At 61.2% G+C, this 23,501-nt stretch carries 19 protein-coding genes and 1 other annotated feature; of the genes, 4 read left to right on the top strand and 15 right to left on the bottom strand.

The window, feature by feature from the left end:
- Nucleotides 1-44 precede the first annotated feature (44 nt).
- The 12 genes from ACJ8QF_RS00795 to ACJ8QF_RS00740 form a co-directional block, all read right to left on the bottom strand.
- Nucleotides 45-1,349 carry an inosine/guanosine kinase gene (locus ACJ8QF_RS00795; RefSeq protein ID WP_004940249.1) on the bottom strand — a complete coding sequence of 435 codons (1,305 nt, stop codon included), beginning with the start codon at nt 1,347-1,349 and terminating at the stop codon, nt 45-47.
- A 90-nt stretch (nt 1,350-1,439) separates the two neighbouring features.
- On the bottom strand, nt 1,440-2,402 hold the full coding sequence (hemH, locus tag ACJ8QF_RS00790) for a ferrochelatase (protein ID WP_004940253.1): 963 nt from the start codon (nt 2,400-2,402) through the stop codon (nt 1,440-1,442).
- Between the two features lie 119 nt (nt 2,403-2,521).
- Nucleotides 2,522-3,685 (bottom strand): glycerate kinase, encoded by a 1,164-nt coding sequence (locus ACJ8QF_RS00785; protein ID WP_442537184.1) that lies wholly within the window; start codon nt 3,683-3,685, stop codon nt 2,522-2,524.
- A gap of 9 nt (nt 3,686-3,694) precedes the next feature.
- Complete coding sequence (locus ACJ8QF_RS00780) at nt 3,695-4,960, bottom strand: GntP family permease (RefSeq protein ID WP_442537183.1); 1,266 nt, start codon at nt 4,958-4,960, stop codon at nt 3,695-3,697.
- A 119-nt stretch (nt 4,961-5,079) separates the two neighbouring features.
- Nucleotides 5,080-6,213, bottom strand: a complete 1,134-nt coding sequence (locus ACJ8QF_RS00775) for a sugar diacid recognition domain-containing protein (RefSeq protein ID WP_049188621.1) — start codon at nt 6,211-6,213, stop codon at nt 5,080-5,082.
- 166 nt (nt 6,214-6,379) lie between these two features.
- Nucleotides 6,380-7,024, bottom strand: coding sequence for an adenylate kinase (adk, locus tag ACJ8QF_RS00770; RefSeq protein WP_004940261.1), 645 nt, complete (start codon nt 7,022-7,024; stop codon nt 6,380-6,382).
- Between the two features lie 202 nt (nt 7,025-7,226).
- Nucleotides 7,227-9,092 carry a molecular chaperone HtpG gene (gene htpG, locus ACJ8QF_RS00765; RefSeq protein ID WP_442537182.1) on the bottom strand — a complete coding sequence of 622 codons (1,866 nt, stop codon included), beginning with the start codon at nt 9,090-9,092 and terminating at the stop codon, nt 7,227-7,229.
- Between the two features lie 143 nt (nt 9,093-9,235).
- Nucleotides 9,236-9,841, bottom strand: a complete 606-nt coding sequence (recR, locus tag ACJ8QF_RS00760) for a recombination mediator RecR (protein ID WP_004940263.1) — start codon at nt 9,839-9,841, stop codon at nt 9,236-9,238.
- On the bottom strand, nt 9,841-10,170 hold the full coding sequence (locus tag ACJ8QF_RS00755; protein WP_004940264.1) for a YbaB/EbfC family nucleoid-associated protein: 330 nt from the start codon (nt 10,168-10,170) through the stop codon (nt 9,841-9,843). Before ACJ8QF_RS00755 ends, recR begins: the two co-directional genes overlap by 1 nt.
- Nucleotides 10,171-10,211: 41 nt before the next feature.
- On the bottom strand, nt 10,212-12,170 hold the full coding sequence (gene dnaX, locus ACJ8QF_RS00750) for a DNA polymerase III subunit gamma/tau (protein WP_286093900.1): 1,959 nt from the start codon (nt 12,168-12,170) through the stop codon (nt 10,212-10,214).
- Nucleotides 10,815-10,879 (bottom strand) — a sequence feature (DnaX frameshifting element). Its footprint overlaps the gene before it by 65 nt.
- 92 nt (nt 12,171-12,262) lie before the next feature.
- On the bottom strand, nt 12,263-12,814 hold the full coding sequence (gene apt / locus ACJ8QF_RS00745) for an adenine phosphoribosyltransferase (protein WP_015376864.1): 552 nt from the start codon (nt 12,812-12,814) through the stop codon (nt 12,263-12,265).
- 153 nt (nt 12,815-12,967) lie between these two features.
- Entirely contained in the window at nt 12,968-13,348 is a 381-nt protein-coding gene (locus ACJ8QF_RS00740) for a DUF454 family protein (RefSeq protein ID WP_004940275.1), read from the bottom strand.
- Nucleotides 13,349-13,482: 134 nt separating this feature from the next.
- On the opposite strand from ACJ8QF_RS00740, the gene priC reads away from it, so the two are divergent.
- Together priC and rsmS are read left to right on the top strand one after the other, a co-directional pair.
- Complete coding sequence (gene priC, locus ACJ8QF_RS00735; RefSeq protein ID WP_004940276.1) at nt 13,483-14,019, top strand: primosomal replication protein PriC; 537 nt, start codon at nt 13,483-13,485, stop codon at nt 14,017-14,019.
- A gap of 106 nt (nt 14,020-14,125) precedes the next feature.
- Entirely contained in the window at nt 14,126-14,305 is a 180-nt protein-coding gene (rsmS, locus tag ACJ8QF_RS00730; protein WP_004940278.1) for a pleiotropic regulatory protein RsmS, read from the top strand.
- Between the two features lie 31 nt (nt 14,306-14,336).
- Here rsmS and mscK read toward each other — a convergent pair whose 3' ends face one another.
- From mscK to acrR, 3 genes are all read right to left on the bottom strand, one after another.
- Nucleotides 14,337-17,729: a mechanosensitive channel MscK gene (gene mscK, locus ACJ8QF_RS00725; RefSeq protein ID WP_442537181.1), complete on the bottom strand. Its 3,393-nt coding sequence runs from the start codon at nt 17,727-17,729 to the stop codon at nt 14,337-14,339.
- A 101-nt stretch (nt 17,730-17,830) separates the two neighbouring features.
- Nucleotides 17,831-18,184 (bottom strand): DsrE/DsrF/TusD sulfur relay family protein, encoded by a 354-nt coding sequence (locus ACJ8QF_RS00720; RefSeq protein WP_004940282.1) that lies wholly within the window; start codon nt 18,182-18,184, stop codon nt 17,831-17,833.
- Between the two features lie 11 nt (nt 18,185-18,195).
- The gene (gene acrR / locus ACJ8QF_RS00715) at nt 18,196-18,879 is read right to left on the bottom strand and encodes a multidrug efflux transporter transcriptional repressor AcrR (RefSeq protein ID WP_049810854.1); all 684 of its coding nucleotides are present in this window, start codon (nt 18,877-18,879) and stop codon (nt 18,196-18,198) included.
- Nucleotides 18,880-19,021: 142 nt separating this feature from the next.
- Between acrR and sdeX the strand changes: the two genes are divergently transcribed.
- Both sdeX and sdeY read left to right on the top strand, forming a co-directional pair.
- Entirely contained in the window at nt 19,022-20,209 is a 1,188-nt protein-coding gene (gene sdeX, locus ACJ8QF_RS00710; RefSeq protein WP_004940290.1) for a multidrug efflux RND transporter periplasmic adaptor subunit SdeX, read from the top strand.
- 17 nt (nt 20,210-20,226) lie between these two features.
- A complete protein-coding gene (gene sdeY, locus ACJ8QF_RS00705; RefSeq protein ID WP_004940301.1) occupies nt 20,227-23,373 on the top strand; it encodes a multidrug efflux RND transporter permease subunit SdeY in 3,147 nt (1,048 codons plus the stop codon).
- Nucleotides 23,374-23,501: the final 128 nt, after the last annotated feature.

Raw genomic sequence — 23,501 nt, 5'->3', positions numbered from 1 at the left:
ATAAAAAAAGGTCCGGCATGCCGGACCTTTTCTTTTTCAGCGGGTTAACGCTCCCAGTAGGACTCTTCCAGGCTGTCTTCCCGCTCCGGCAGGCCGCGCGTGAGGCGTGGCGAATGCTGGTTCAACACCTGGTAGCTGACGCGGTTGGCGTATTTGCACACCTGCGCCAGGGAGGAGTAGGTCAGGTAACTGCGCACATGCTTGCTGGAGTTCGGCACGTTGTGGCGGTGATAGCCGTTGGCGGCGATATCGTGCAGCAACGCCGACAGCGCGCCGTCGCCGGCGCCGTTGGTGTTCATGATCTTCTCCGGCCCGCCCATATACGGCGCGATATGCGAATAAACGCGCAGCGGATTTTCACAGTGCTCGCGGCGCATGGCGCGGCTGAACTCGTAGCGGTTGAACTCGGCGATATGCCCCGGCAGCAGCGGGTGCTGGGTCTGGCGCTTATTGGCTTCTTCGGTGTAGCCCGCCATATACAGGCCATTCGGCCCGGCGGTGCACAGCACCAGATCCACCCACTCCAGCGCCATGTCCGAGGCGGTCAGCGGATCGCTCAGCCCGGTCAGCTCCAGCGCTTCGTCTTCGTTCATCGCCAGAATCGTCACATTTTCCTTCAGGAAGTCGCGCCACCACTGCGGGTTGTCGGCAATGACGTACTTGGTGCCCAGGGTCAGCACCACCGGCACATCGTGTTTTTTGGCGTACTCGATCGCCTGCAGGGTAGCGTCCTTTATCGGCTCCCCTTCCTTGCAGCGCACCAGGTAAGAACTCAGCACCAGCGCCGACGCGCCGGCGATCACCTCTTCAGGAATGCTTTCCGGGCGCAGCTGGTTCATCTGGCCGGGGTTGATGGCGAAGGTGCGCTCGCCGCTTTCGCCGATCAGCGTGAAACAGCGGCCGATGGCGCCATCAACGCCCTGCAAATAGTTAAGATCGGTGCGGCTGGAGGTATTGCACAGATAACGGTAGGCGTAGCTGCCGATTTTCACGTTGCTGCACATCACGCCGAGCAGCACCGAACGGTCGTCCGCCAGCACCGAATAGTTGTGCATGGTATTGCCGATGGTGCCGCCGGCGAACTGATGGGTGACCAGGTTGTTTTCATTCAGTTCCTGATACAGCGCCTCGGCGACGTCGTCTTCGATCACCAAAGAGTGGCCCAGGCTCAGGCCGTAACGCTGGACAAAAGCATCGTCCACTTTTGCCTCGATATCCACCAGCGTCTGGTCGATGCCGACAATATACGAGGTGCTGATTTCACTTTCGGGCTGGGCCTGCTGCAGAAGCGGATCGCGGGCGCTCACCGGAAAATAGTGTTTGGACTTGCGTTTACCAGGAAATTTCATGTGATTGGCGGTGGTGACGGTTTAACAAGCGGAGAATGTTAACACATCCCCGCCCGATCACGATGCACCTAATAGACAGATTATGGATGATTACAGACGCTGCGCCACCAGCTGCTGCATCATGTCGATATGCGCCGGCTCGTCGTTCAACGCCGAGATATATTCAAACTTCTCGCCGCCGGCCTTAAGGAAGATCTCGCGGTTCTGCTCTTTGATCTCTTCCAGCGTTTCCAGGCAGTCAGCCGAGAAGCCGGGGCAAATCAGTTGAATGTGCTTCACGCCCTGCGCCGGCAACCCCTTCAGGGTTTCATCGGTGTACGGCGTCAGCCACGGCTCGCGGCCGAAGCGTGATTGGTACGTCATCATCACCCGCTCCGGCGCCAGCGGCAGCGTGGCGCTCAGCGCGCGCAGCGTATCCTCGCAGCGCTGCGGGTAGTCGTCGCCGAGCCGCGCATAGCGCTTGGGGATGCCGTGGAACGACAGCACCAGCCGGTCCGGCTGGCCGTGCTCGGCGAACGAGCGCTCCACGCTTTGCTGCAGCGCGGCGATATAGGCCGGGTGTTCGGCGTAGTCGCGAATGAAGGCCACCGACGGCAAGCGGCGATAACCTTTCAGCACCCGCGCCACGCCATCCCATACCGCCGCGCTGGTGGAACAGGAATATTGCGGATAGAGCGGTAGCACCACCAGGTTGGTCACGCCCTGCGCCAGCAGCTTGTCGATGGCTTCCGCCAGGCTTGGCGAACCGTAGCTCATGCCCAGCTCCACCGGCGTATTCGGCATGCGCGCCGCCAGCGCCCGCTGTTGGCGGCGGCTGTACACCAGCAGTGGCGAGCCCTCTTCCATCCACACCGACTGATAGAGTTTCGCCACGCGCGGTGAGCGGATCGGCAGGATCGCGCCGTTGAGGATCGGCCACCAGATCAGCGGCGCCGTGTCGACCACGCGATCGTCACTGAGGAATTCCTTCAGATAGCGTTTGACCGCCGACGAGGTCGGCGCATCTGGCGTGCCCAGGTTCACCAGCAATACGCCGTGTTTCTCTTGCTTCATCTCAGTTCCCCTCATTTCCTTTCCGGCCGGCATTCCGTTCTGGGTCGGGATGTCAGCAGCCATTAATGCCGGCTATTGTAACGGAAAAGTCCTGCATCGAAACCGATAACAGCAACAGGCTATGCCTGTGGGCTTCTTCCCTGCGCCAGCTGCCATACCGCCGCCACGTTGCGCGCCGTCACCTGCAGATTGCGATCGGCGTCCGTCAGCGCTTCTTCCAGCGTCACGATGCGATCGAGCACCGAAAACGCCGCATCGATGCCGTGCTGATGCACCACCGAATAATCCGGCGTCAGGCTGCCGGCGATGGCGATCACCGGCACGCCGTGGCGCTTGGCCACCCGCGCCACGCCGATCGGCGTTTTGCCGTGAATCGACTGGCTGTCCAGCCGCCCTTCGCCGGTGATCACCAGATCGGCATCGCGCACCGCCTCATCCAGGCGCAGAGTTTCGGTGACAATCTCGATGCCCGGCCGCAAGCGCGCGCTGAGCATGCCGAGCAGTGCCGCCCCCATGCCGCCCGCCGCCCCCGCGCCCGGCTGGGTGAGCACGGCGCGGCCAGTTTCCCGTTCCAGCAGCTCGCCGTAGTGGTGCAGCGCCGCATCGAGCTGCGCCACCATCTCCGGCGTCGCCCCCTTCTGCGGCCCGAACACCGCCGAGGCGCCCTTTTCGCCGCACAGCGGGTTATCGACGTCGCAGGCGGCGGTCACGCTCACCCGTTGCCAGCGCGCGTCCAACCCGGCGAGATCGAGGTGCGCCAGCTGCGCCAGCGCCGCGCCGCCCACCGGCAGCGGGCGACGATCCTTATCCAGCAATTTAACGCCCAGCGCCTGCATCATCCCGGCGCCGCCGTCGTTGGTGGCGCTGCCGCCGATGCCGAGAATGATCGCCTTCACGCCGCGTTCCAGCGCCGCCAACATCAGTTCGCCGGTGCCGTAACTGGTGGTGATGCGCGGATCGCGCCGGCCGGGCGGCGCCAGATGCAGCCCGGAGGCGGCGGCCATTTCAATCACCGCGGTTTCGCCATCGCCCAGCAGGCCATAGAATCCCTGCACCGGCTCCCCCAGCGGCCCGGTGACCGTCACCTGGACGATCTCGCCGCCGGTGGCCGCCACCATCGACTCCACCGTGCCTTCACCGCCATCCGCCATCGGCAACTTCACGTAGTGCGCCTGCGGGTAGATTTGGCGGAATCCCCGCTCGATGGCGTCGGCGACGCTGAGCGCGCTCAGGCTCTCTTTGAAAGAATCCGGGGCAATAACCACCTTTTTCAGCGTTTTCATCACTGTTCCTTATCCCGCCAGGTTAAATACGCCAAACATCAGCGCCGAGATTGCCGCGATGGTGAACCCCACCAGCGTCTCATACGGCAGCAGCTTCAGCCGCTCGTGCACCGCCATATTGACGCTGCCGCCGGTGGCGTGGAAGAAGCTGCCGTGCGGCAGGTGATCCAGCACCGTGGCGCCCGCGTGGATCATCGCCGCGCCGGCCAGCCCGCTCACCCCCAGTTCCAGCAGCGTGGAGCTGAACACCCCGGAGGCGACGGCGGTGCCGGCGGTGGTCGACGCGGTCGCCATCGACATCAGCGCGCCGGACAGCGGCGCCAGCAGCCAGGCCGGCAGCCCGGTGTGCGTTAAGCCGTTAATCAGGACATCCTTCAGCGCCGAGTTGGCGATGATGCCCGCCAGCGTGCCGGTGCCGAGCAGCATGATCGCCACCGGCGCCATGCGCGACAGGCCGGAGACCATAAACTGATTGCACTGGCGAATGCGCCCCATCAACAGCGCGCCCGCCAAACCGCCGGCCGGCAACGCGATCAGCGGATCGACGGCGATCCCGGCGATCGGCCGCAGCGACAGCAGCAGGATCGCCACCAGCGGCGCGCTGATCGCCGCCGCGAAGCCCGGCCGCGCCCCTTCGGCATGCTGAGTCAGCTCTTCGGCCATCACCTTGCTGCCTTTATCGCTCAGGCGGCGCGCCAGCAGATAGGCCATTACCAGGCCGCACAGCCCCGGCACGATGCCGGCCATCATCACCGAGGTGAGCGGCACGTGGAAATTGTCCGCCGCCGCGATGGTGTTCGGGTTGGGCGACATCACGTTGCCGGCCTTGCCGCCACCGATCATCGCCAGCAGGATCGCCGCGCGTGAAATGCCGGCCTTCTGGGCGATCGACAGGGCGATCGGCGCGACGGTGATCACCGCCACGTCGATAAACACCCCCACCGCCGTCAGGATCAGTGTAGCCACCGCCAGCGCCAGCAGCGCGCGGGTTTCGCCCACCTTGCGCACGATGGTTTCGGCGATGGTGTGCGCCGCGCCGGATTCGATCAGCACCCCGGCCAGCACCCCCGCCGCCAGAATGCGCATCACGGCGTTGGTGATGCCCTGCGCCCCACCGATCATCAGCGTCACGGTCTGCACCAGATCGGCGCCGCCGCACAGCCCGCCCGCCAGCGCGCCGGCAATCATGCCGTAAGCCGGCGGCACCTTGCGTAGAATCAGGACGATGGCGACGGCTAACGCCACCAGCGCCCCCAGAGTGGATACGGTTGTCATTGTTGTTTTCTCCGTGGTTGATGTGCAGGCCAACATATCGCGCGCGCCCGGCGCAGACCTGAGGGAAAACAACAAAAAATCGCCGGGGGAACGGCGCGGTATTTGTGGGTTGGCACAATTCAGTCGTGCATCAGCATGCCGATATACAACCGCAGAGCATCGGTTAATTGATTGATTTTCATGCCGGTTATCGCTTCGATGCGCTGCAGGCGATAACGCAGGGTATTGACGTGAATATGCAGCTGCGCGGCGGTCTGCGTCTGATCACAATTCTGCGAAAAATAGTGGCGCAGCGTACTGCGCAGCACGCCTTTTTCGTCCTGTTCGCCCAGCGTTCGCCAGGGACGCCCCAGCTCTTGCGCGCGCCAGTCCTCTCCCAGATCGCACAGCAGCGACGGCAGCGGATAGTCGTGGTAGAACAGCGTGGCGTGACGCAATTTCAGGCGCTGCGCCATCGCCTGGGTGGCGCGCGCCGTCAGGCTGGAGCGGTAGGCGCTTTGCGGATCGTCGTAGAAACCGCCGACGATCAGCCGCACCCGAAAGCGGTGCTTGAGCTGGTTTTGCAGACGCTGCGCCTGTTGGCGCTCCAGCTTCAGGCTCCATTCGCCTTGCGCCATGCTGGCCGGGCGCAACAGAGTCATTTCATTGAAGCCGGTAATGGCGATCAACGCGTCGCGCTGGGTGGCCTCCAGCTCGGCCAGCAGTTCGCGCAGCAGGTGCGGCTGCGCCTCTTGCAGTTCGACGATCCAGACGATGCGCGCCTGGCGCAGATCCAACCCCAGATACGCCGCCATCGCCTCCAGCGACGCGGTGTTCGGCTGCGGCTGCAGCAGCTGATTCGCCAGCTCTTCCCGGTAGCGTTTTTCCCACTGGTGCTGATCCAGCAGCGCCGCCTGCTCCACCATCATCTCCGCCGCCATCTTGACCAGCTCGGCGTAGGCGCGCACCTCGGCCGGCTCGCCGGAAATGCCGATCACCCCCACTCGCTGATTACGAAAGCTGAACGGCAGGTTGATGCCAGGCCGCACCCCTTTCAGATGCTCGGCGGTGGCGCGATCGATCTCCACCACCCGATTCTCCGCCAACGCCAGCACCGCGCCCTCATGGCGCTGAAACAGACGCTGCGGATTGCCGGAGGCGATGATCACGCCGTTGCTGTCCATCACGTTGACGGAATGGCTGATGATGCCCATCGCCCGCTGGACGATCTGGCGCGCGGTGGCTTCCGCCAGAAGAGTGGTTTGTCTGAGCATGCCCGGCTCCCTGCTGAGGGTGAAAACGCAGGCTTGTTATACGCCATTTGGCGCGGGCGATTAACGGGCACGGTTGCAACAAGCCGCCGCGATCACAATTTAACGGGAAAACGGCAAAAAAAAACGCCGGGCCACGGGCCCGGCGTCATGCACGATGCGCTTGCGATCAACCGAGGATGGTCGCCAGCTCTGCGCTCACTTCGGCTACCTTGCGGGTGCCGTCGATTTTGCGGTATTGGGTGTTGCCCGCTGCCGCTTCTTTGCTGTAGTAAGAGATCAGCGGCGCGGTCATCTGATGGTATTCCACCAGACGCTTGCGCACGGTCTCTTCCTGATCGTCCTTGCGCGTGGTCAGCTCTTCGCCGGTCACGTCGTCTTTGCCTTCCACCTGCGGCGGATTGAACTTCACGTGGTATACGCGGCCGGACGGCGCGTGCACGCGGCGGCCAACGATGCGGTCAACGATCAGCTCGTCCGGCACGTCGAACTCCAGCACGAAGTCCACGTTGATGCCGGCTTCTTTCATCGCGTCAGCCTGCGGAATGGTGCGTGGGAAACCGTCCAGCAGGAAGCCCTTGCGGCAATCTTCCTGAGCGATGCGCTCTTTGACCAGCGCGATCACCAGCTCATCGGTCACCAGCTTGCCGGCGTCCATGATCTCTTTCGCCTGCTTGCCCAGTTCACTGCCGGCCTTCACGGCTGCGCGCAACATATCACCGGTGGAGATTTGCGGAATGCCGTATTTCTCCATGATGAATTGAGCCTGAGTACCTTTACCAGCGCCCGGAGCGCCCAGCAGAATGATACGCATTGCGTAAATCCCCTTGCTATGTAGTTTTTATAAAATTGCGAAAACGCTCAACGATACCATTTCAGGGGGGGCAGGCTCAAGGCGCGCGAAGGAAATCGATTGCGGAATGTGCAAAAAAACCGACGAACAAAAGGCGAGAAAAGGCGGGGAAAAACCGAAAATGCGCCCCTAACGGTGCCGTTAAGGGCGCATATAATCAACTTTAGGCGGACAGCAACTTGTTCATGCGGCGGATAAACAGGTTCGGATCCTCCAGCGTGCCGCGTTCAGCCAGCAGCGCCTGATCCAATAACAGGTCGATCCATTCGGCGAAATGTTCGTTATCGCCCACGTCGGATGCGCGTTTGACCAGAGCATGTTCCGGATTAAGCTCGAAAATGTACTTCACTTCCGGCGCCTGCTGGCCCGCAGCGGCAAACAGCTTGGCCATCTGGGTGCTCATTTCGTCGGCGTCGGTCACCACGATCGCCGGCGTATCGGTCAGGCGGTGCGTCAGGCGCACATCCTTCACGCGATCGCCCAGCAGGGTTTTCACGCGTTCGATGAACGGTTCCAGTTGCTTCTCGGCGGCCTTCTGCTCTTCGGTTTCATCCGCCAGTTTATCCAGCGCTTCATCCGCCTTGCTGACCGACTGGAACGGCTTGCCGTCGAACTCGGTCAGGTAGCTCATCATCCACTCGTCGATGCGATCGGACAGCAGCAGCACTTCGATGCCTTTCTTGCGGAACAGCTCCAGGTGCGGGCTGCTCTTGGCCGCGGCGTAGCTGTCGGCGGTGATGTAGTAAATCTTCTCCTGCCCTTCCGCCATGCGGCCGACGTACTCTTCCAGCGATACGGTCTGCGCCGAGCTGTCGCCGTGGGTGGTGGCGAAGCGCAGCAGTTTGGCGATCGCTTCCTGGTTACCGTTGTCTTCCGCCGGGCCCTCTTTCAGCACCAGACCGAACTGTTGCCAGAATTTCTGGTAGCCTTCGGCGTCGTCTTTGGCCAGCTTATCCAGCATCTGCAACACGCGCTTGGTCAGCGCGCCGCGCAGGTTTTGCGTCACACGGCTGTCTTGCAGGATCTCGCGCGACACGTTCAGCGGCAGATCGTTGGAGTCGATCAGGCCGCGCACGAAGCGCAGGTAGTTCGGCATGAACTGCTCGGCGTCGTCCATGATGAACACGCGCTGCACATACAGCTTCAGGCCGTGCTTGTGCTCGCGGTTCCACATGTCCCACGGCGCCTGCGCCGGGATGTACAGCAGGCTGGTGTATTCCTGCTTGCCCTCCACCCGGTTGTGGCTCCAGCTCAGCGGATCGGTGAAGTCGTGGGCGATGTGTTTGTAGAACTCTTTGTACTCTTCGTCGGTCACGTCAGCCTTGCTGCGAGTCCACAGGGCCTGCGCCTTGTTGATCTTCTCCCAGGTGACGGTATCGTCTTCTTCGTTTTTGCTTTCGATCTCCACCGGCAAGGCGATGTGATCGGAATATTTGCCGATCACCGAACGCAGGCGCCAGGCGTCGAGGTACTCATCTTCGCCTTCGCGCAGATGCAGGGTGATTTCGGTGCCGCGGGTCTCTTTGGTGATGTCGGCGATGGTGTAGTCGCCTTCACCGGCGGACTCCCAGAACACGCCTTCGTCATCGGCGGCGCCGGCGGCGCGGGTGCGCACGGTCACTTTGTCCGCCACGATGAACGCCGAGTAGAAACCGACGCCGAACTGGCCGATCAGTTGGCTGTCTTTCGCCTGATCGGAACCTATGGATTCCAGGAACGCTTTAGTGCCTGACTTGGCGATGGTGCCGAGGTTTTCAATCACTTCTTCGCGGCGCATGCCGATGCCGTTGTCGGCGATGGTCAGGGTGCGCTGCTCTTTATCGAAGGACAAACGTACGCGCAGCTCGCCGTCGCCGGCGTACAGCTCCGGCGCGGACAGGGCGCGGAAGCGCAGCTTGTCGGCGGCGTCAGAGGCGTTGGAAATCAGCTCGCGCAGGAAAATTTCTTTGTTGGAGTACAGCGAATGGATCATCAAATGAAGCAGCTGTTTTACTTCAGACTGGAACCCGCGGGTTTCTTGACCTTTCATACTCATTGATTACCTCAAAAGACAATGGCTACCAAAATCGAACAATGAGGATCAGATGAGGGTCAGGGTGTTGTTTTTCAAGCGGACGGCGGGATTTTTTTGGCAAAAAACAATGGGGCCGGGCGGCCCCATCCGGGAAAACATCAGAACTTGATGGCGTGGCGCCCCGCCAGCGAATGCGACAGCGTGGTGCCATCGACCATCTCCAGCTCGCCGCCCACCGGCACGCCGTGGGCGATGCGGCTGGCGAGCACGCCATACTGGCCGCACATCTCGGCGATGTAGTTGGCGGTCGCCTCCCCTTCCACCGTCGGGTTGGTGGCGAGGATCACTTCGGTGATGCTTTCCTTTTCCAGCCGTTGCTCCAGGCGATCCAGACCGATATCGCCCGGCCCGATGCCGTCCAGCGGCGACAGATGCCCCATCAGCACAAAGTAGCGCCCGGCGAACTGGCCGGTCTGCTCGATGGCGTGGATATCCGCCGGGCTTTCCACCACGCAAATCTGGCCGTTTTGCTGGCGGCGCGGATTGGCGCAAATGGTGCAGACGTCCTGCTCGGTGAAGGTGCGGCAATCGGCGCAGTGGCCAATCTCCGACATCGCGCGCGTCAACGCCTGCGCCAGGCGCATGCCGCCGCTGCGATCGCGCTGCAGCAGCTGAAACGCCATGCGCTGCGCCGATTTCGGGCCGACGCCCGGCAGGCAGCGCAGCGCCTCCATCAGGGATTCAAGGAGCGGGCTGGTTTGCATCAGAACGGCATCTTGAAGCCAGGCGGCAACTGCATGCCGCTGGAGACAGAGGCCATTTTCTCTTTCTGGGTCTCTTCGATGCGGCGCGCGGCGTCGTTAAACGCCGCGGCGATCAGATCTTCCAGCATCTCTTTGTCGTCTTCCATCAGGCTAGGATCGATCTCCACGCGGCGGCAGTTGTGCGCGCCATTGATGGTGACTTTCACCAGGCCGGCGCCGGATTCGCCGGTCACTTCCAATTTGGCGACTTCTTCCTGCATCTGCTGCATTTTTTCTTGCATTTGCTGGGCTTGCTTCATCAGGTTGCCCAGACCGCCTTTACCAAACATAGTCGTCTCTCGTCGCTAGGGCCGCGCACCTCGCGCGGCGTTTAAAGGGGGCGAATACTCTCTTCATCCAGATCCGCGTCGAAGAATCGGCGCAGCGTCTGAATGTTGGTATCCGCTTCGATGGACTGGCGCGCCTGCGCCAGCTTTTCCTCATAGATGGCTTGTCGCCATTCCAGCGGGGTGCGCTCCGCCGGATTATCGTCCTCCACCACGGTCAGCTCAATCGGACTGCCGTACAGCTCACCGAGCGCGTCGGCCAGCGTCTTCTGCGCCGAAGGCGAATTCAGATGGCGCTGCGAAGACCGCAGATGGAGGCTAATCTTGCCCGGCTCCGGCTGCTGCTTGAAGGCGTTCAACGCCAGCTGCTGCACCAGTTTCGGGATCTTCAGCTTATCGATTTCCGCCGCCCAGGCGTCGCGCTCCAGCGACTCCACCACCAGCTTGGCGGCCAGCTCCGGCGTTTTCTCGTGTTCCAACGCCGTGCGCAGCGCTTTCGGCGTCGCCAGCGGTTCCGGCGCCGCTTCCGGCTCGGTTTGCGCGCGCCAGCGATAAGCTTCCGGTTTCGCCGGTTTTTCCGGCACCTTCTTCTCCGCCAGGCGCTGCTGGCTGCGCTCGGTCACCGAAGCCAAACGCCCCAGCGCCGAGTTTGCCGGCCGCGCTATTCCTGGCGCCGCCGGCTCATTCTTTTTTGGTGTGGATGCTCCCTGCTGTCGTTGCAGCTGGGACCGCGCTTTCAACAGCTGGGCGGTGGCATCCGGTAAAGGGGCCGATGATTGTCGCTGCGGCGCGGCCGGCTGCCCTAGCGGCGGCGGCGCGTCCTGAAACTGCGGCGGCTGTGGCGATGCGGCCTGCTGCGGCTGCGCCATCGGCGCCGGCGCGGTCTGCACCAACGCCACCGGCTCCGGGATCACCGCTTTCGGGTGAAACGCCAGCGCGCGCAGCAGGGTCATCTCAACCCCCATGCGGCGATCCGGCGCATAGGCCAGCTCTTTGCGGCCCACCAACAGCGTCTGGTAGTAAAGTTGCACATCGGCCGGCGGCAGGGTGCGCGCCAGCTCGCGCAGCCGTTGCTCCACGGCGGCGTATTGGTTGTCGAGCATCGAAGGCAACAGCTGCACCATCGCAATGCGATGCAGCAGCGCCAGCGTCTCCACCAGCAAGTTTTCCCAGTCCACACCGCGCGAAGCGGCCTGCGCGACCTGCGCCATCACCTTTTCACCGTCGGCGCTGACCAGCGCTTCGAGGATCGCCAGCGGCTGCTCGTCATCGAGCGTACCGAGCATCTGGCTGACGGTGGCGGCGGTCACCTGCCCCTGCCCCATGGCGATCGCCTGATCGGTCAGGCTCAGCGCATCGCGCATGCTGCCATCGGCGGCGCGCGCCAGCAGCTGCAGCGCGCGGGCGTCGCTGGTGATCTGCTCCGCCGTCAGCACCGTTTCCAGCTGCTGACGGATCTGATCGACGTCCAGCGCTTTGAGGTGGAACTGCAGACAGCGCGAGAGAATGGTCACCGGCAGCTTTTGCGGATCGGTGGTGGCCAACAGGAATTTGACGTGCGGCGGCGGCTCTTCCAGCGTCTTCAGCAACGCGTTGAAGCTGTGGCGCGAGAGCATGTGCACTTCATCGATCAGGTAGACCTTGAAGCGGCCGCGCGCCGGCGCGTACTGGACGTTGTCCAGCAGATCGCGGGTATCTTCCACCTTGGTTCGGGAAGCGGCGTCGATCTCGATCAGATCGACAAAGCGCCCCTGCTCGATCTCGCGGCAGTTGTCGCATTGGCCACATGGCGTGGCGGTGATGCCGGTTTCACAGTTCAGGCCTTTGGCCAGCAAGCGGGCGATGGTGGTTTTCCCCACGCCGCGCGTGCCCGAGAACAGATAGGCGTGATGGATCCGCCCCAGTGAGAGGCCGTTGGCCAGCGCGGTCAGGACATGTTCCTGGCCGACCACGTCTGCGAACGTTTGAGGGCGCCACTTACGGGCGAGAACCTGATAGCTCATTAATACCGGAGAAGTCGAGGAATCTGGAGGGTCATGCTAACACAGCCCCGCGGCGATCCGCGAGGCCGTTATGCCCAAGGGGCAATGCCGCATCAATGGCCGGCGAAGTCCACCAGGCAGTAGCAATCGATGCCCAGCTTGTTCAGACGCGCTTCCCCGCCCAGATCCGGCAGGTTGATGATGAACGCGGCGTCGTTCACTTCACCGCCCAGACGGCGGATCAGTTTGGTGGTCGCTTCGATGGTGCCGCCGGTCGCCAGCAGATCGTCCACCACCAGCACTTTGTCACCCGCGGTGATGGCATCGGTGTGGATCTCCAGCTTGTCGGTGCCGTACTCCAGCTCATAGCTTTCGCTGAGCGTGGCGCGCGGCAGTTTGCCCGGTTTGCGCACCGGCACGAAACCGACGCCCAGCGCCAGCGCGACGGGCGCGCCGAACAGGAAACCACGCGCTTCGGTACCCACCACCTTGGTCACGCCCGCTTCGCGATAGCGCTCAACCAGCAGCTCGATGCTGGCGGCATAGGCCAACGGGTTTTCCAGCAGGCTGGTCACGTCGCGGAACAGGATGCCCGGCTTCGGATAATCCGGGATGGTTTTGATACTGTCTTTAATAAACTGAAGCTGCTGCGCAGTAGCGGTCATAATTGTTGCCTGATAAAACTGCCTGAAAACCGGCGCGCCGCTCACCCGCCGCCCCCGGGAGAAACACACCGGAGAAGAAATGGCAGGCGATCCGCGCACGAAAACGCCCAAATCTATGCAAACTGGCGGACAAATGCAACCAGCGGCGCACAATCAGCGCTGTTTTTGTTGCGGCAGGTCAATAACCGGCAGACGCAGCATAAAGGTCAGCAAAATGGCCAGCATCAGCAGCAACAGCCCGCGCACCCACCAGATTTTCACCAGCCACAGCGAACAGGCGAAGGTCAGCACGATCACCAGCACCGCCTTCCACTTCGCCCCCGGCGGCAGCGCGCGATGCTGCTGCCAGTGGCGCAGGTAAGGGCCGAACCAGGAACGGTGCAGCAGCCAGTGATGAAAGCGCGGCGAAGAGCGGGCGAAACACCAGGCGGCCAACAGCAGGAACGGCGTGGTCGGCAGCAGCGGCAGCACCACGCCCAACGTCGCCAGCACCACCGCCAGCCAGCCCAAAATGATCAATAACCCACGCGTCATGCGGCTCTTCGCTCCTCAACCGGTTGCCGCCTACTGTAGCATCGGTGCCGCGCCGGCGGAATATGCATGCGGCGCTTGTTTCACAGCAGCATCGCGGGCAAGCTTACGCCTGTTGAAATCAAGAGGGAGCTTATGTGAGCACTCAGCGTCTATTACAGGTATTGGCACAGCAGATCGCGGCGCTGGCGGCCGAAGTGACCCCGCGCGGCGACGTTCCGATCCCGCAGGCGCGCTTCGACGCCGCCCTGTTCGCCAATCGCGGCACGCGGCTGCGCGACTACCTGGCCGAGGTGGAGAAGAATTTCGCCCAGCTGCAAAGCGCCGCCAACGACAACCGCACCAGCCAGGTGGCCTTTCTGGCCGAAAAACTGGTGGCTCAGATCGCCGCCCTGCAGCGCGAGCTGGCGACCCAGGCGCTGCGGCGAAAGAACCAGCCGAAAGAAGCCCCCGAGGCCGATCTGTACCACAAGCTGGCCGAACATCAGGACTACGAACGCCGGCTGATCGCCATGATTCAGGATCGGGAAAGCCTGCTCGGCCGCCAAACCACGCTGGCGGCGCAGCAAAAACTGCAGCACGAGCTGGCGGCGCTGGAGGGGCGGCTGATGCGCTGTCGTCAGGCGTTGGCGCGCATCGAGCGCAATATCGAGCGCAAAGAAAACGGTTTTTGAAGATTTATCACAATATTTTAATGATTATTCCCGGTTGTGCGCCGGGTTCACTATACTCTGCCGGTATGCGAGTTATTCATCCCATTAATTAATAAGCGCAGGTGCTATGTCTCTGGAAAACGCCTCACCCGAACTGCAGCTGGCGGTAGACTTGATTTACCTGCTGGAATGCAACGAGATCGATCCGGTCACCGCACTGGCGGCGCTGGATATCGTCAAACGGGATTATCAGGAAAAGCTGCAGCGCGCCGGCGTCACCTCACCCTATCTGCCCGCCGGACAGTAACCAGGGACAGCGCCGCTGTCCCTTTCGCCTCTCATTGCTTATCCACCGCCGTCTGGCCGCCGTCATCCGGCGACAGCGTTCTTTTCACTTCCTGCACTTCGTTGCCCTGCTGGTTATGCAGATATACCTCCAGCTGGTTGAAAGCGATGTCGATGTCGTTTTCCCGGCACAGGCGGTCGATTGAGCGGTTCAGTTCGTCCACCGTGTAGCTGCGATCGCGCAGTTCGCGCACATACAGCCGCAGTTCGTGATCCAGCGTGCTGGCGCCGAAGTTGAGGAAGAACACCTGCGGTTCGGGATCGGTCATCACCCGCGGGTTGTCGTGCGCCGCCTGCAGCAACACCTTTTTCACCTTATCGAGATCGGAGCCGTAGGCCACGCCGACCTTGATCAGCACGCGAGTGATGGTGTCGGACAGCGACCAGTTGATCAGCCGCTCGGTGACGAACGCCTTGTTCGGAATGATCACCTCTTTGCGATCGAAGTCGGTAATGGTGGTGGCGCGAATGCGGATCTTGCTGACCGAACCGGAGAAGGTGCCGATGGTGATGGTATCGCCGATGCGGATCGGGCGTTCGAACAGAATGATCAGGCCGGAGACGAAGTTGGCGAAGATCTCCTGCAACCCGAAGCCCAGCCCGACCGTCAGACCGGCGGCCAGCCATTGCAGTTTGTCCCAGGAGACGCCGAGCGATCCCAGCGCAACCACGGCGCCCACGGCGGTAATCAGGTAAGTGAGCACGGTGGTGATGGCGTAAGACGCCCCCTGCCGCAGCTGCAGCCGCGACAGCACCACCACCTCCAGCAGACCAGGCAAGTTGCGGGTGAGCACGTAGGCGACGATCACTGCGGCGATCGCCACCATCATGTTGCCCAGCGTCACCGCCTGCGCCACGCTGCTGCCCGCCACGGTGCTGGTGTAATGCCACAGCGTGATGCTGTCCAGATAAGCGATGACCGTCACCAGATCCGACCAAATGGCATAGAAGGCGCTGGCGAAGATGGCGAACAGCACCAGGGTGGTCAGGCGCAGCGACTGCTGATTGATCTGATCGAGCGCCAGCGGCGGCTCTTCCACCACCGGTTCACCGCCTTCGGCCCCCTCTTTCGCCACGTTTTGCCGCCGCGCCAACGCGCGCCGGTAGGCCAGACGCCGCGCCGCCACGCTCAGGCCACGCAGCGCGGTCAGGTACACGATATTCCACAGGAAAAACAGATACAGGCTGTCTATCCAGCGGCTGGCCAGCCGCAGCGTGGTATAGAAGTAACCGGCGAACATCAGCCCCAGCAGGATCAGCGGCGTGGCGGCGATGGCAGTAACCACCATCAGCCGCACGGCGTGCGAGCCCTTTTCGCGCCAGCTGTCGCGACACAGCGGGAACACCAGCACCGCGAGCAGCGCCAGCGTCAGCATCACCACGATCTGGCCGATAACATCTTCCACCAGGCGCAGCGGCGCTTTTTCGCCCAATACCGACCAGAAGATCAGCGGCTGCAGCGCCAATCCCAGCCGCAGCGTCTGCCGGCGGTAATGCGCGCACAGATTGGCGCCGAAGTTGAAATGCCGCTCGGCGATGCCGCCCGGTTTCAGCATGCGATAGCTGAAGCCGAACACCAGCCACGACAGCGCCAGCTGCTGCGACAATGCCCAGATAAAGTCGCTGATGCCGAAATCGGCGCGATACATCCAGAAACCGACGCCGAGCAGCAGCGCGGCGCCGGGCAATACCTTCAGCAAGGTCAGCGCGATGGCCTTCGGCGTATGCAGTTGGCCGTCTCGCTTCAGTTGCCCCACATCGCTGGCCAGCTTTTGTAAATGGCCGTCGATCAGCCGGTAGCGCCAGCGCAATACCCCGATCGCCAACAGCAGCGGGATCAGGAACACCAGCGCATTCAACCCGCCCTGCACCAGCTTGCCGCCGTCGAATTTGATATCTAGCCCGGCGAGCTGATCGCGCACCGCCTCCGGCATCGCCTTCAGCCACGCCAGATCGACCGGCTTGTTGCTGTTGACCCAGAAGATCTGCTGGGTCAGCGTATCCTGCAACGAACCGTAGACGCTGGTGAGCTGCTGCTGATTGATCTGCAGGTTGATCGACAGCGACAGCTGGTTGCTGAGCTGCTTGTTCAGCTGATCCAACAGCTCGCGGCGCATGTCGACGATCTCGTTCAACGCGTCGATCACTTCCGGGCCGGCCTTTTCCTTGCTTTCGGCCACCAGTTGGTTGATGTAATCCTCCCCCTTGAACAGATCGTCGCGTTGCTGATTGATATCGAACTGCTCCAGCCGCAAATCGGCGATGCGCGTGTCCATATCCGCCAGCAGCGTGCCCTGTGGCAGGCTCTGCTGCTGCTGATACAGGATGCGCGACAGCACCAGGCTGCCCTTCAGCACCTGGATCTGCTCTTTCAGGTTACGTTCCGCCTGCAGCCCGCGATCGAGCCAGTTTTTGACCCGAATATTCTGCTGGAACAGGGTGTTGCTCTCTTCGGTGGCGGCGATCAGCCGCTGGCTCAGCTGGCGGTTGACGTCCAGCTGCTTGCTGACCAGTTGATCGTGCTGGATATCGGTGGCGTCTTCCGGGTTCTGCGCCTCTTTGGCGGTCTTTTCAGACAGCGTCAACCGCTTGCTGTTGACGATCTCCTGCAACAGCTGCACCGCCCGATCCAGCGCGTCGATATGCGCCGTGGTGTAGTCGCGCTGCTTTTGCAGCAGATCCTGCAGCGTGGTATTGGCTTCCAGGCTTTTGCGCTGCAGCTCCAGCTGCGCATTGAGCAGCGCCTGCTCGGTGCTCAGCATCACCTGCTGGCTGTTGCGCAGCGAATCTTGCCCCGGCGTCTGGCCGCTGAGCTGGCTGCGGATCTCCTGCAGGCGCTGCGAGGCGGCGTACATGGTGCTTTGTACTCGTTCAGGCTGGGTTTGCAGCGACACCAGTTGGCTGTTGTAGGTGGAGAGGCTCTCCTGCGCGCTTTGCAGCTCGTCGAGCGTTTGATACAGCCGGCTTTCCAACTGGCGCAGCGACAACGGCAACAGCGCAGCGCGCGCCGCCGCATTGTCCACCGGCTGCTTCAGCGCATCCAGTTCGGCGGTCACCAGACTGAGCTTCGCCGGCGCCTGCTGCACCTGCTGTTTAAGCTGCGCGGCGTCCTGCCGATTGCGCTCGATGGCGTCCAGCAGCTCCAGCGTGCGGGTCAAATCCTGTTGGGAGAGCTTTTCGACCGGCGTCAGGGCTTTTTGCTTGTTCAGCGTTTCCAGCTGGCTTTGCACTTCGCTGCGCTGCGGCAAATCGCCGTTCAGCGCCGCCTGTGTCGGCAAGCTCAGCGCGCAAATCAGGAAAAAGAGTGTCGCGGCAGCGATGCGCCGCCGGCATGCGCCGACAAACGAACGCGGCGCCAGAGAGGGCAGAGTCAACCAGCGATGCATGATTTAGCTTCGGAATCGGTTAAGAAGCCTGAAGATTATCACGACAGCCGGCAGGCAACGAACAACAAAAGCGTTGCCGGTGATGTCCCATTGTCGCGAAATCAGAAAGTCAGCACTTTCTCCGCCGCCAGCGTCCACTGCGCCAGCTCGACCAGCGTGCCGATCGCCACGCCGTCCGCCAGCGGCAAGCGGCTGACGCCGCGCGCGTCGGCGCAGGTCTTGCACAGCTTGACCGGCACCTGCTGCGCGGTGAGGATTTCCAGCATCTGCTGCAGGTGGTACCCCTCGTGCGGCTGCTGCCCGGCCAACCCGGCCACCACCGCATCGGACATCAGAAACAGCCGCAGATCGAGACTGCTCTGCTGCTCTTTCATGGCGATGGCCAACCGCAGCGCATTGAACAAGGATTCGTGGCCATAGGCGGCGCCATTGGCGATGAGAACGACTGATGACATGAAATCTCTCCTTATAAAGGCAGGGAGCCGGCGTTGGGCGGTGCTGCCGTCGGCATATCGGATCTGAGGCGCAAGGTGGGGCAAAACTGCAGCATCTCCAAAAACGCATCCACCAGCGCTTCGGCTTCGGCCCGCAAATCGAAACTTTCCGGCATAAACAGCCAGTTTTCCAGCAGGCCGGTGATATAACCGCGCAGGATGATCGCCGCGCGACGAGTGTGCAGATCGGCCGGCAATTGCCCGTGGTGAATGCAGTTGTACAGCACCGCTTCGATGCGTTCGTAACCGGCGAGGTACAGCACCTTGCGCGAATCCAGCAGCGGCATCATTTCACCGACAAACTCGCATTTGTGGAATATAATTTCCATCAACGCCCGCCTGCGGCCGTCTTCAACCGTAGACGTCAGAACGTAAATCAGAATTTCCCGGATAACCCGCAGTGGATTATCGGGAAACTTTGCCTGATACTCTGTTTCGAGCTGGTCAATTTTCGGCTCGGTAGATTCCCAAACTTCATTAAACAGGTCTACCTTATTCTTGAAGTGCCAGTAAATGGCTCCACGCGTAACCCCAGCAGCGGTGGCAATATCTGTCAGTGACGTTGCAGCAACGCCACGTTCAGAGAACTCTCTCACCGCAGCATCGAGGATTTGCTGTCGGGTTTCTTGCGCCTGCTGTTTGGTTTTTCGTGCCATGGCATTGTTATTTAGGGGGAGTGTGATTTACATACATTCGCGAATGTATGTACCATAGCACGCACATATAATTAACGCAGCAATGGGTTTTAAAGCTTGTGATCCATTGATCATTTTGAAATCGGACACTTGAGGTTTTTCTATGAACAAAAACAGAGGGTTAACGCCTCTGGCGGCCGTTCTGATGCTTTCAGGCAGCTTAGTGCTAACAGGATGTAACGATAAAGAAACCCAACAGCAAGGTGCCCAACAACAGGCACCTGAAGTGGGCGTAGTCACCTTGAAGGCCGAGCCTCTCAACATCACTACCGATCTTCCTGGCCGCACCGCTGCGTATCGTATCGCCGAAGTTCGCCCTCAGGTCAGTGGCATCATCCTGAAGCGCAACTTCGTCGAAGGCAGCGATATCAAGGCCGGGACGTCTCTGTACCAAATCGATCCCGCCACCTATCAAGCCAGCTACGACAGCGCGAAAGGCGATTTGGCCAAAGCACAGGCCAGCGCTTCCATCGCACGCGTGACGGTAAACCGCTACAAGCCATTGCTGGGTACCAGCTATATCAGTAAGCAGGACTACGACAACGCCGTCTCCACGCTGCAGCAAGCGGATGCCGCCGTCGTGGCCGCCAAGGCCGCCGTCGAAACCGCGCGCATTAATCTGGCGTACACCAAAGTGACCTCCCCGATCTCCGGCCGCATCGGCAAATCCGCCGTGACCGAAGGCGCGCTGGTCAGCAACGGCCAGGCGACCGCCCTGTCCACCGTGCAACAGTTGGATCCGATGTATGTCGACGTCACCCAGTCGAGCACCGACTTCCTGCGCCTGAAGCAAGAACTGGCCAGCGGCGCGCTGAAGCAGGAAAACGGCAAGGCCAAGGTGAAACTGATGCTGGAAAACGGCACCGAATATGCGCAGGAAGGCACGCTGGAATTCTCTGACGTCACCGTCGATGAGACCACCGGCTCCATTACCATTCGCGCCCTGTTCCCTAACCCGAACGATACGCTGTTGCCGGGCATGTTCGTGCGCGCCCGTCTGGACGAAGGCGTACGCAGCGATGCGCTGCTGGTGCCGCAGCAAGGCGTCACCCGCAACCCGCGTGGTGAAGCGACGGCGTTAGTGGTCGGTGCAGACGATAAAGTTGAGCTGCGCACGCTGAAGGCGGACCAGGCGATTGGCGACAAATGGCTGGTTACCGATGGCCTGAAAGCCGGCGATCGCGTGATCGTCTCCGGCCTGATGAAAGTGCATCCAGGCGCGCAGGTAAAGGTGCAGGAAGTTGACACTCAGGCGCAAAAACAGCCGCAGTCTGAAGCGCAGAAGTCATAAAAAGGAGCCTGTAATACATGGCTAAGTTCTTTATAGACCGCCCAATTTTCGCCTGGGTAATCGCCATCATCGTCATGTTGGCGGGGGTGCTTGCAATAATGAAACTGCCGATCGCGCAGTATCCCACTATTGCACCGCCGGCGGTGAGTATTTCCGCCACCTACCCGGGCGCAGATGCCAAAACGGTGCAGGATACCGTCACGCAGATTATCGAACAGAACATGAACGGTATCGATAACCTGATGTACATGTCCTCCACCAGTGATTCCTCTGGTAGCGTCACCATTACCCTGACGTTTGAATCCGGCACCGATCCTGACATCGCGCAGGTTCAGGTCCAGAACAAACTGTCGTTGGCCACCCCGCTGCTGCCGCAAGAAGTTCAGCAGCAGGGCCTGAAAGTAGAAAAATCCAGCAGCAGCTTCCTGATGGTGGCCGGCTTCGTTTCCGACGATCCGAACATGACGCAGGACGATATTGCGGACTACGTGGCATCCAACATCAAGGATCCGATCAGCCGTTCGTCCGGCGTGGGTGAAGTGCAGCTGTTCGGTGCCCAGTACGCGATGCGTATCTGGCTGGACCCGAACAAGCTGAACAACTACCAGCTGACGACCACGGACGTGACCTCCGCGATCACCGAGCAGAACAACCAGATCGCCGCTGGCCAGCTGGGCGGCCTGCCGCCGGTGCCGGGGCAGCAGTTGAACGCCTCGATCATCGCGCAGACCCGTCTGACTTCGCCGGAAGAGTTCGGCAAGATCCTGCTGAAGGTGAATACCGACGGTTCCCAGGTGCGCCTGCGCGACGTAGCTCACATCGAGCGCGGCGCGGAAAGCTATGCCGTTACCGCACGTTATAACGGCAAGCCTGCCGCCGGCCTGGGTATCAAGTTGGCAACCGGTGCCAACGCCTTGAACACCGCCAAAGGTGTGAAAGACGAGCTGGCCAAGATGGCGCCATTCTTCCCGCAAGGGATGAAAGTGGTTTATCCGTACGACACCACCCCGTTCGTTAAAATCTCCATCAACGAAGTGGTGAAAACGCTGATCGAAGCCATCATCCTGGTGTTCCTGGTGATGTATCTGTTCCTGCAGAACTTCCGCGCGACGCTGATCCCAACCATCGCGGTGCCGGTAGTACTGTTGGGGACCTTTGCGATACTCGCGGCGTTCGGCTTCTCGATAAACACCCTGACGATGTTCGGCATGGTGTTGGCGATCGGCCTGCTGGTGGATGACGCCATCGTGGTGGTGGAAAACGTCGAGCGCGTCATGTCCGAAGAGGGGCTGCCGCCGAAAGAAGCCACCCGTAAATCGATGGGCCAGATCCAGGGCGCGCTGGTGGGCATCGCCATGGTGCTGTCAGCGGTATTCGTGCCGATGGCGTTCTTTGGCGGCTCAACCGGCGCCATCTATCGCCAGTTCTCGATCACCATCGTGTCCGCGATGGCGCTGTCGGTGCTGGTGGCCTTGATCCTGACGCCGGCGCTGTGCGCCACCATGCTCAAACCGATCCCGAAAGGCGATCACGGGGTTAAAACAGGCTTCTTCGGCTGGTTTAACCGCATGTTCGAGAAGAGCACGCATCACTATACCGACAGCGTGGGCAACATCCTGCGCAGCACCGGCCGCTATCTGATCATCTACCTGCTGATCGTGGTTGGCATGGGCCTGCTGTTCCTGCGCCTGCCTTCCTCGTTCCTGCCGGACGAAGATCAGGGCATCCTGTTGACCATGGTGCAGTTGCCTGCCGGTGCCACCGAGTCCCGCACCAACAAAGTGCTGGAAGAAGTCTCCGACTACTTCCTGAACAAGGAAAAGGACAACGTGGTTTCGGTGTTTACCGTCGCGGGCTTCGGCTTCAACGGTAACGGCCAGAACAACGGCCTGGCATTCGTCAGCCTGAAAGACTGGGGCGAGCGTCCGGGGGCCGGGAACAAGGTCGAAGCGATCGCCGGTCGCGCCATGGGCGCCTTCTCGCAGATTAAAGAAGGCCTGGTGTTCCCGTTCAACCTGCCGGCGATTATCGAACTCGGTACCGCAACCGGCTTCGACTTCGAGCTGATTGACCAGGGCGGCCTGGGGCACGAAAAACTGACCGAAGCGCGTAACCAGCTGTTGGGCATGGTTGCTCAGCATCCGGATGTGCTGGTGGGCGTGCGCCCGAACGGCCTGGAAGATACGCCGCAGTTCAAACTGATCGTCGATCAGGAGAAAGCCAAGGCGTTGGGCGTCAGCATCACCACCATTAACAGCACGCTGAGCACCGCGCTGGGTGGCTCGTACGTCAACGACTTCATCGACCGCGGTCGTGTGAAGAAGGTGTACGTACAGGCCGAAGCGCCGTTCCGCATGCTGCCGGAAGACATCAACAAGTGGTACGTGCGCGGTACCAGCGGCCAGATGGTGCCATTCTCCGCCTTCTCTTCGGCGAAATGGGAATACGGTTCACCGCGTCTGGAACGCTATAACGGCTTGCCGTCGATGGAAATTCTGGGCCAGGCCGCACCGGGCAAGAGTACCGGTGAAGCGATGAACCTGATGGAGCAACTGGCGTCCAAACTGCCAAGCGGCATCGGTTACGACTGGACCGGCATGTCCTATCAGGAACGTCTGTCGGGCAACCAGGCGCCGGCGCTGTACGCCATCTCGATTCTGGTGGTGTTCCTGTGTCTGGCGGCGCTGTATGAAAGCTGGTCCGTGCCGTTCTCGGTCATGCTGGTATTGCCGCTGGGGGTTATCGGTGCGTTGTTGGCCGCGACGATGCGCGGCATGAACAACGACGTATACTTCCAGGTAGGGCTGCTGACCACCATTGGTCTATCGGCGAAGAACGCCATCCTGATCGTGGAATTCGCCAAAGACCTGATGGAAAAAGAAGGCAAAGGCCTGATCGAGGCGACATTGGAAGCGGTGCGTATGCGTCTGCGTCCAATCCTGATGACGTCCCTGGCCTTCATCCTCGGGGTTCTGCCGCTGGTTATCAGCAGCGGTGCGGGCTCCGGCGCACAGAACGCGGTTGGTACCGGCGTTATGGGCGGGATGATCACCGCGACCGTCTTGGCGATCTTCTTCGTACCGGTGTTCTTCGTGGTGGTTCGCCGCCGCTTCAGCAAGAAGAACGAAGACCTGGAACACAGCCACCCGGTAGAGCACCACTGATCGCTCAGTGATGTGAGCTCCACCCGATAATCGAAAAGGCCGCGCATGCGGCCTTTTTCTTTTGCTTCAGTTGCTTAATGCAAACCGTTCTCATTAATTCGCTCGTGAGTGCAATTTACGCTTGATCA

This window comes from Serratia sp. CY81684 (assembly GCF_052166595.1).
Lineage (GTDB): Bacteria > Pseudomonadota > Gammaproteobacteria > Enterobacterales > Enterobacteriaceae > Serratia > Serratia nematodiphila.
This window is presented reverse-complemented; position numbering and strand designations above follow the sequence as displayed.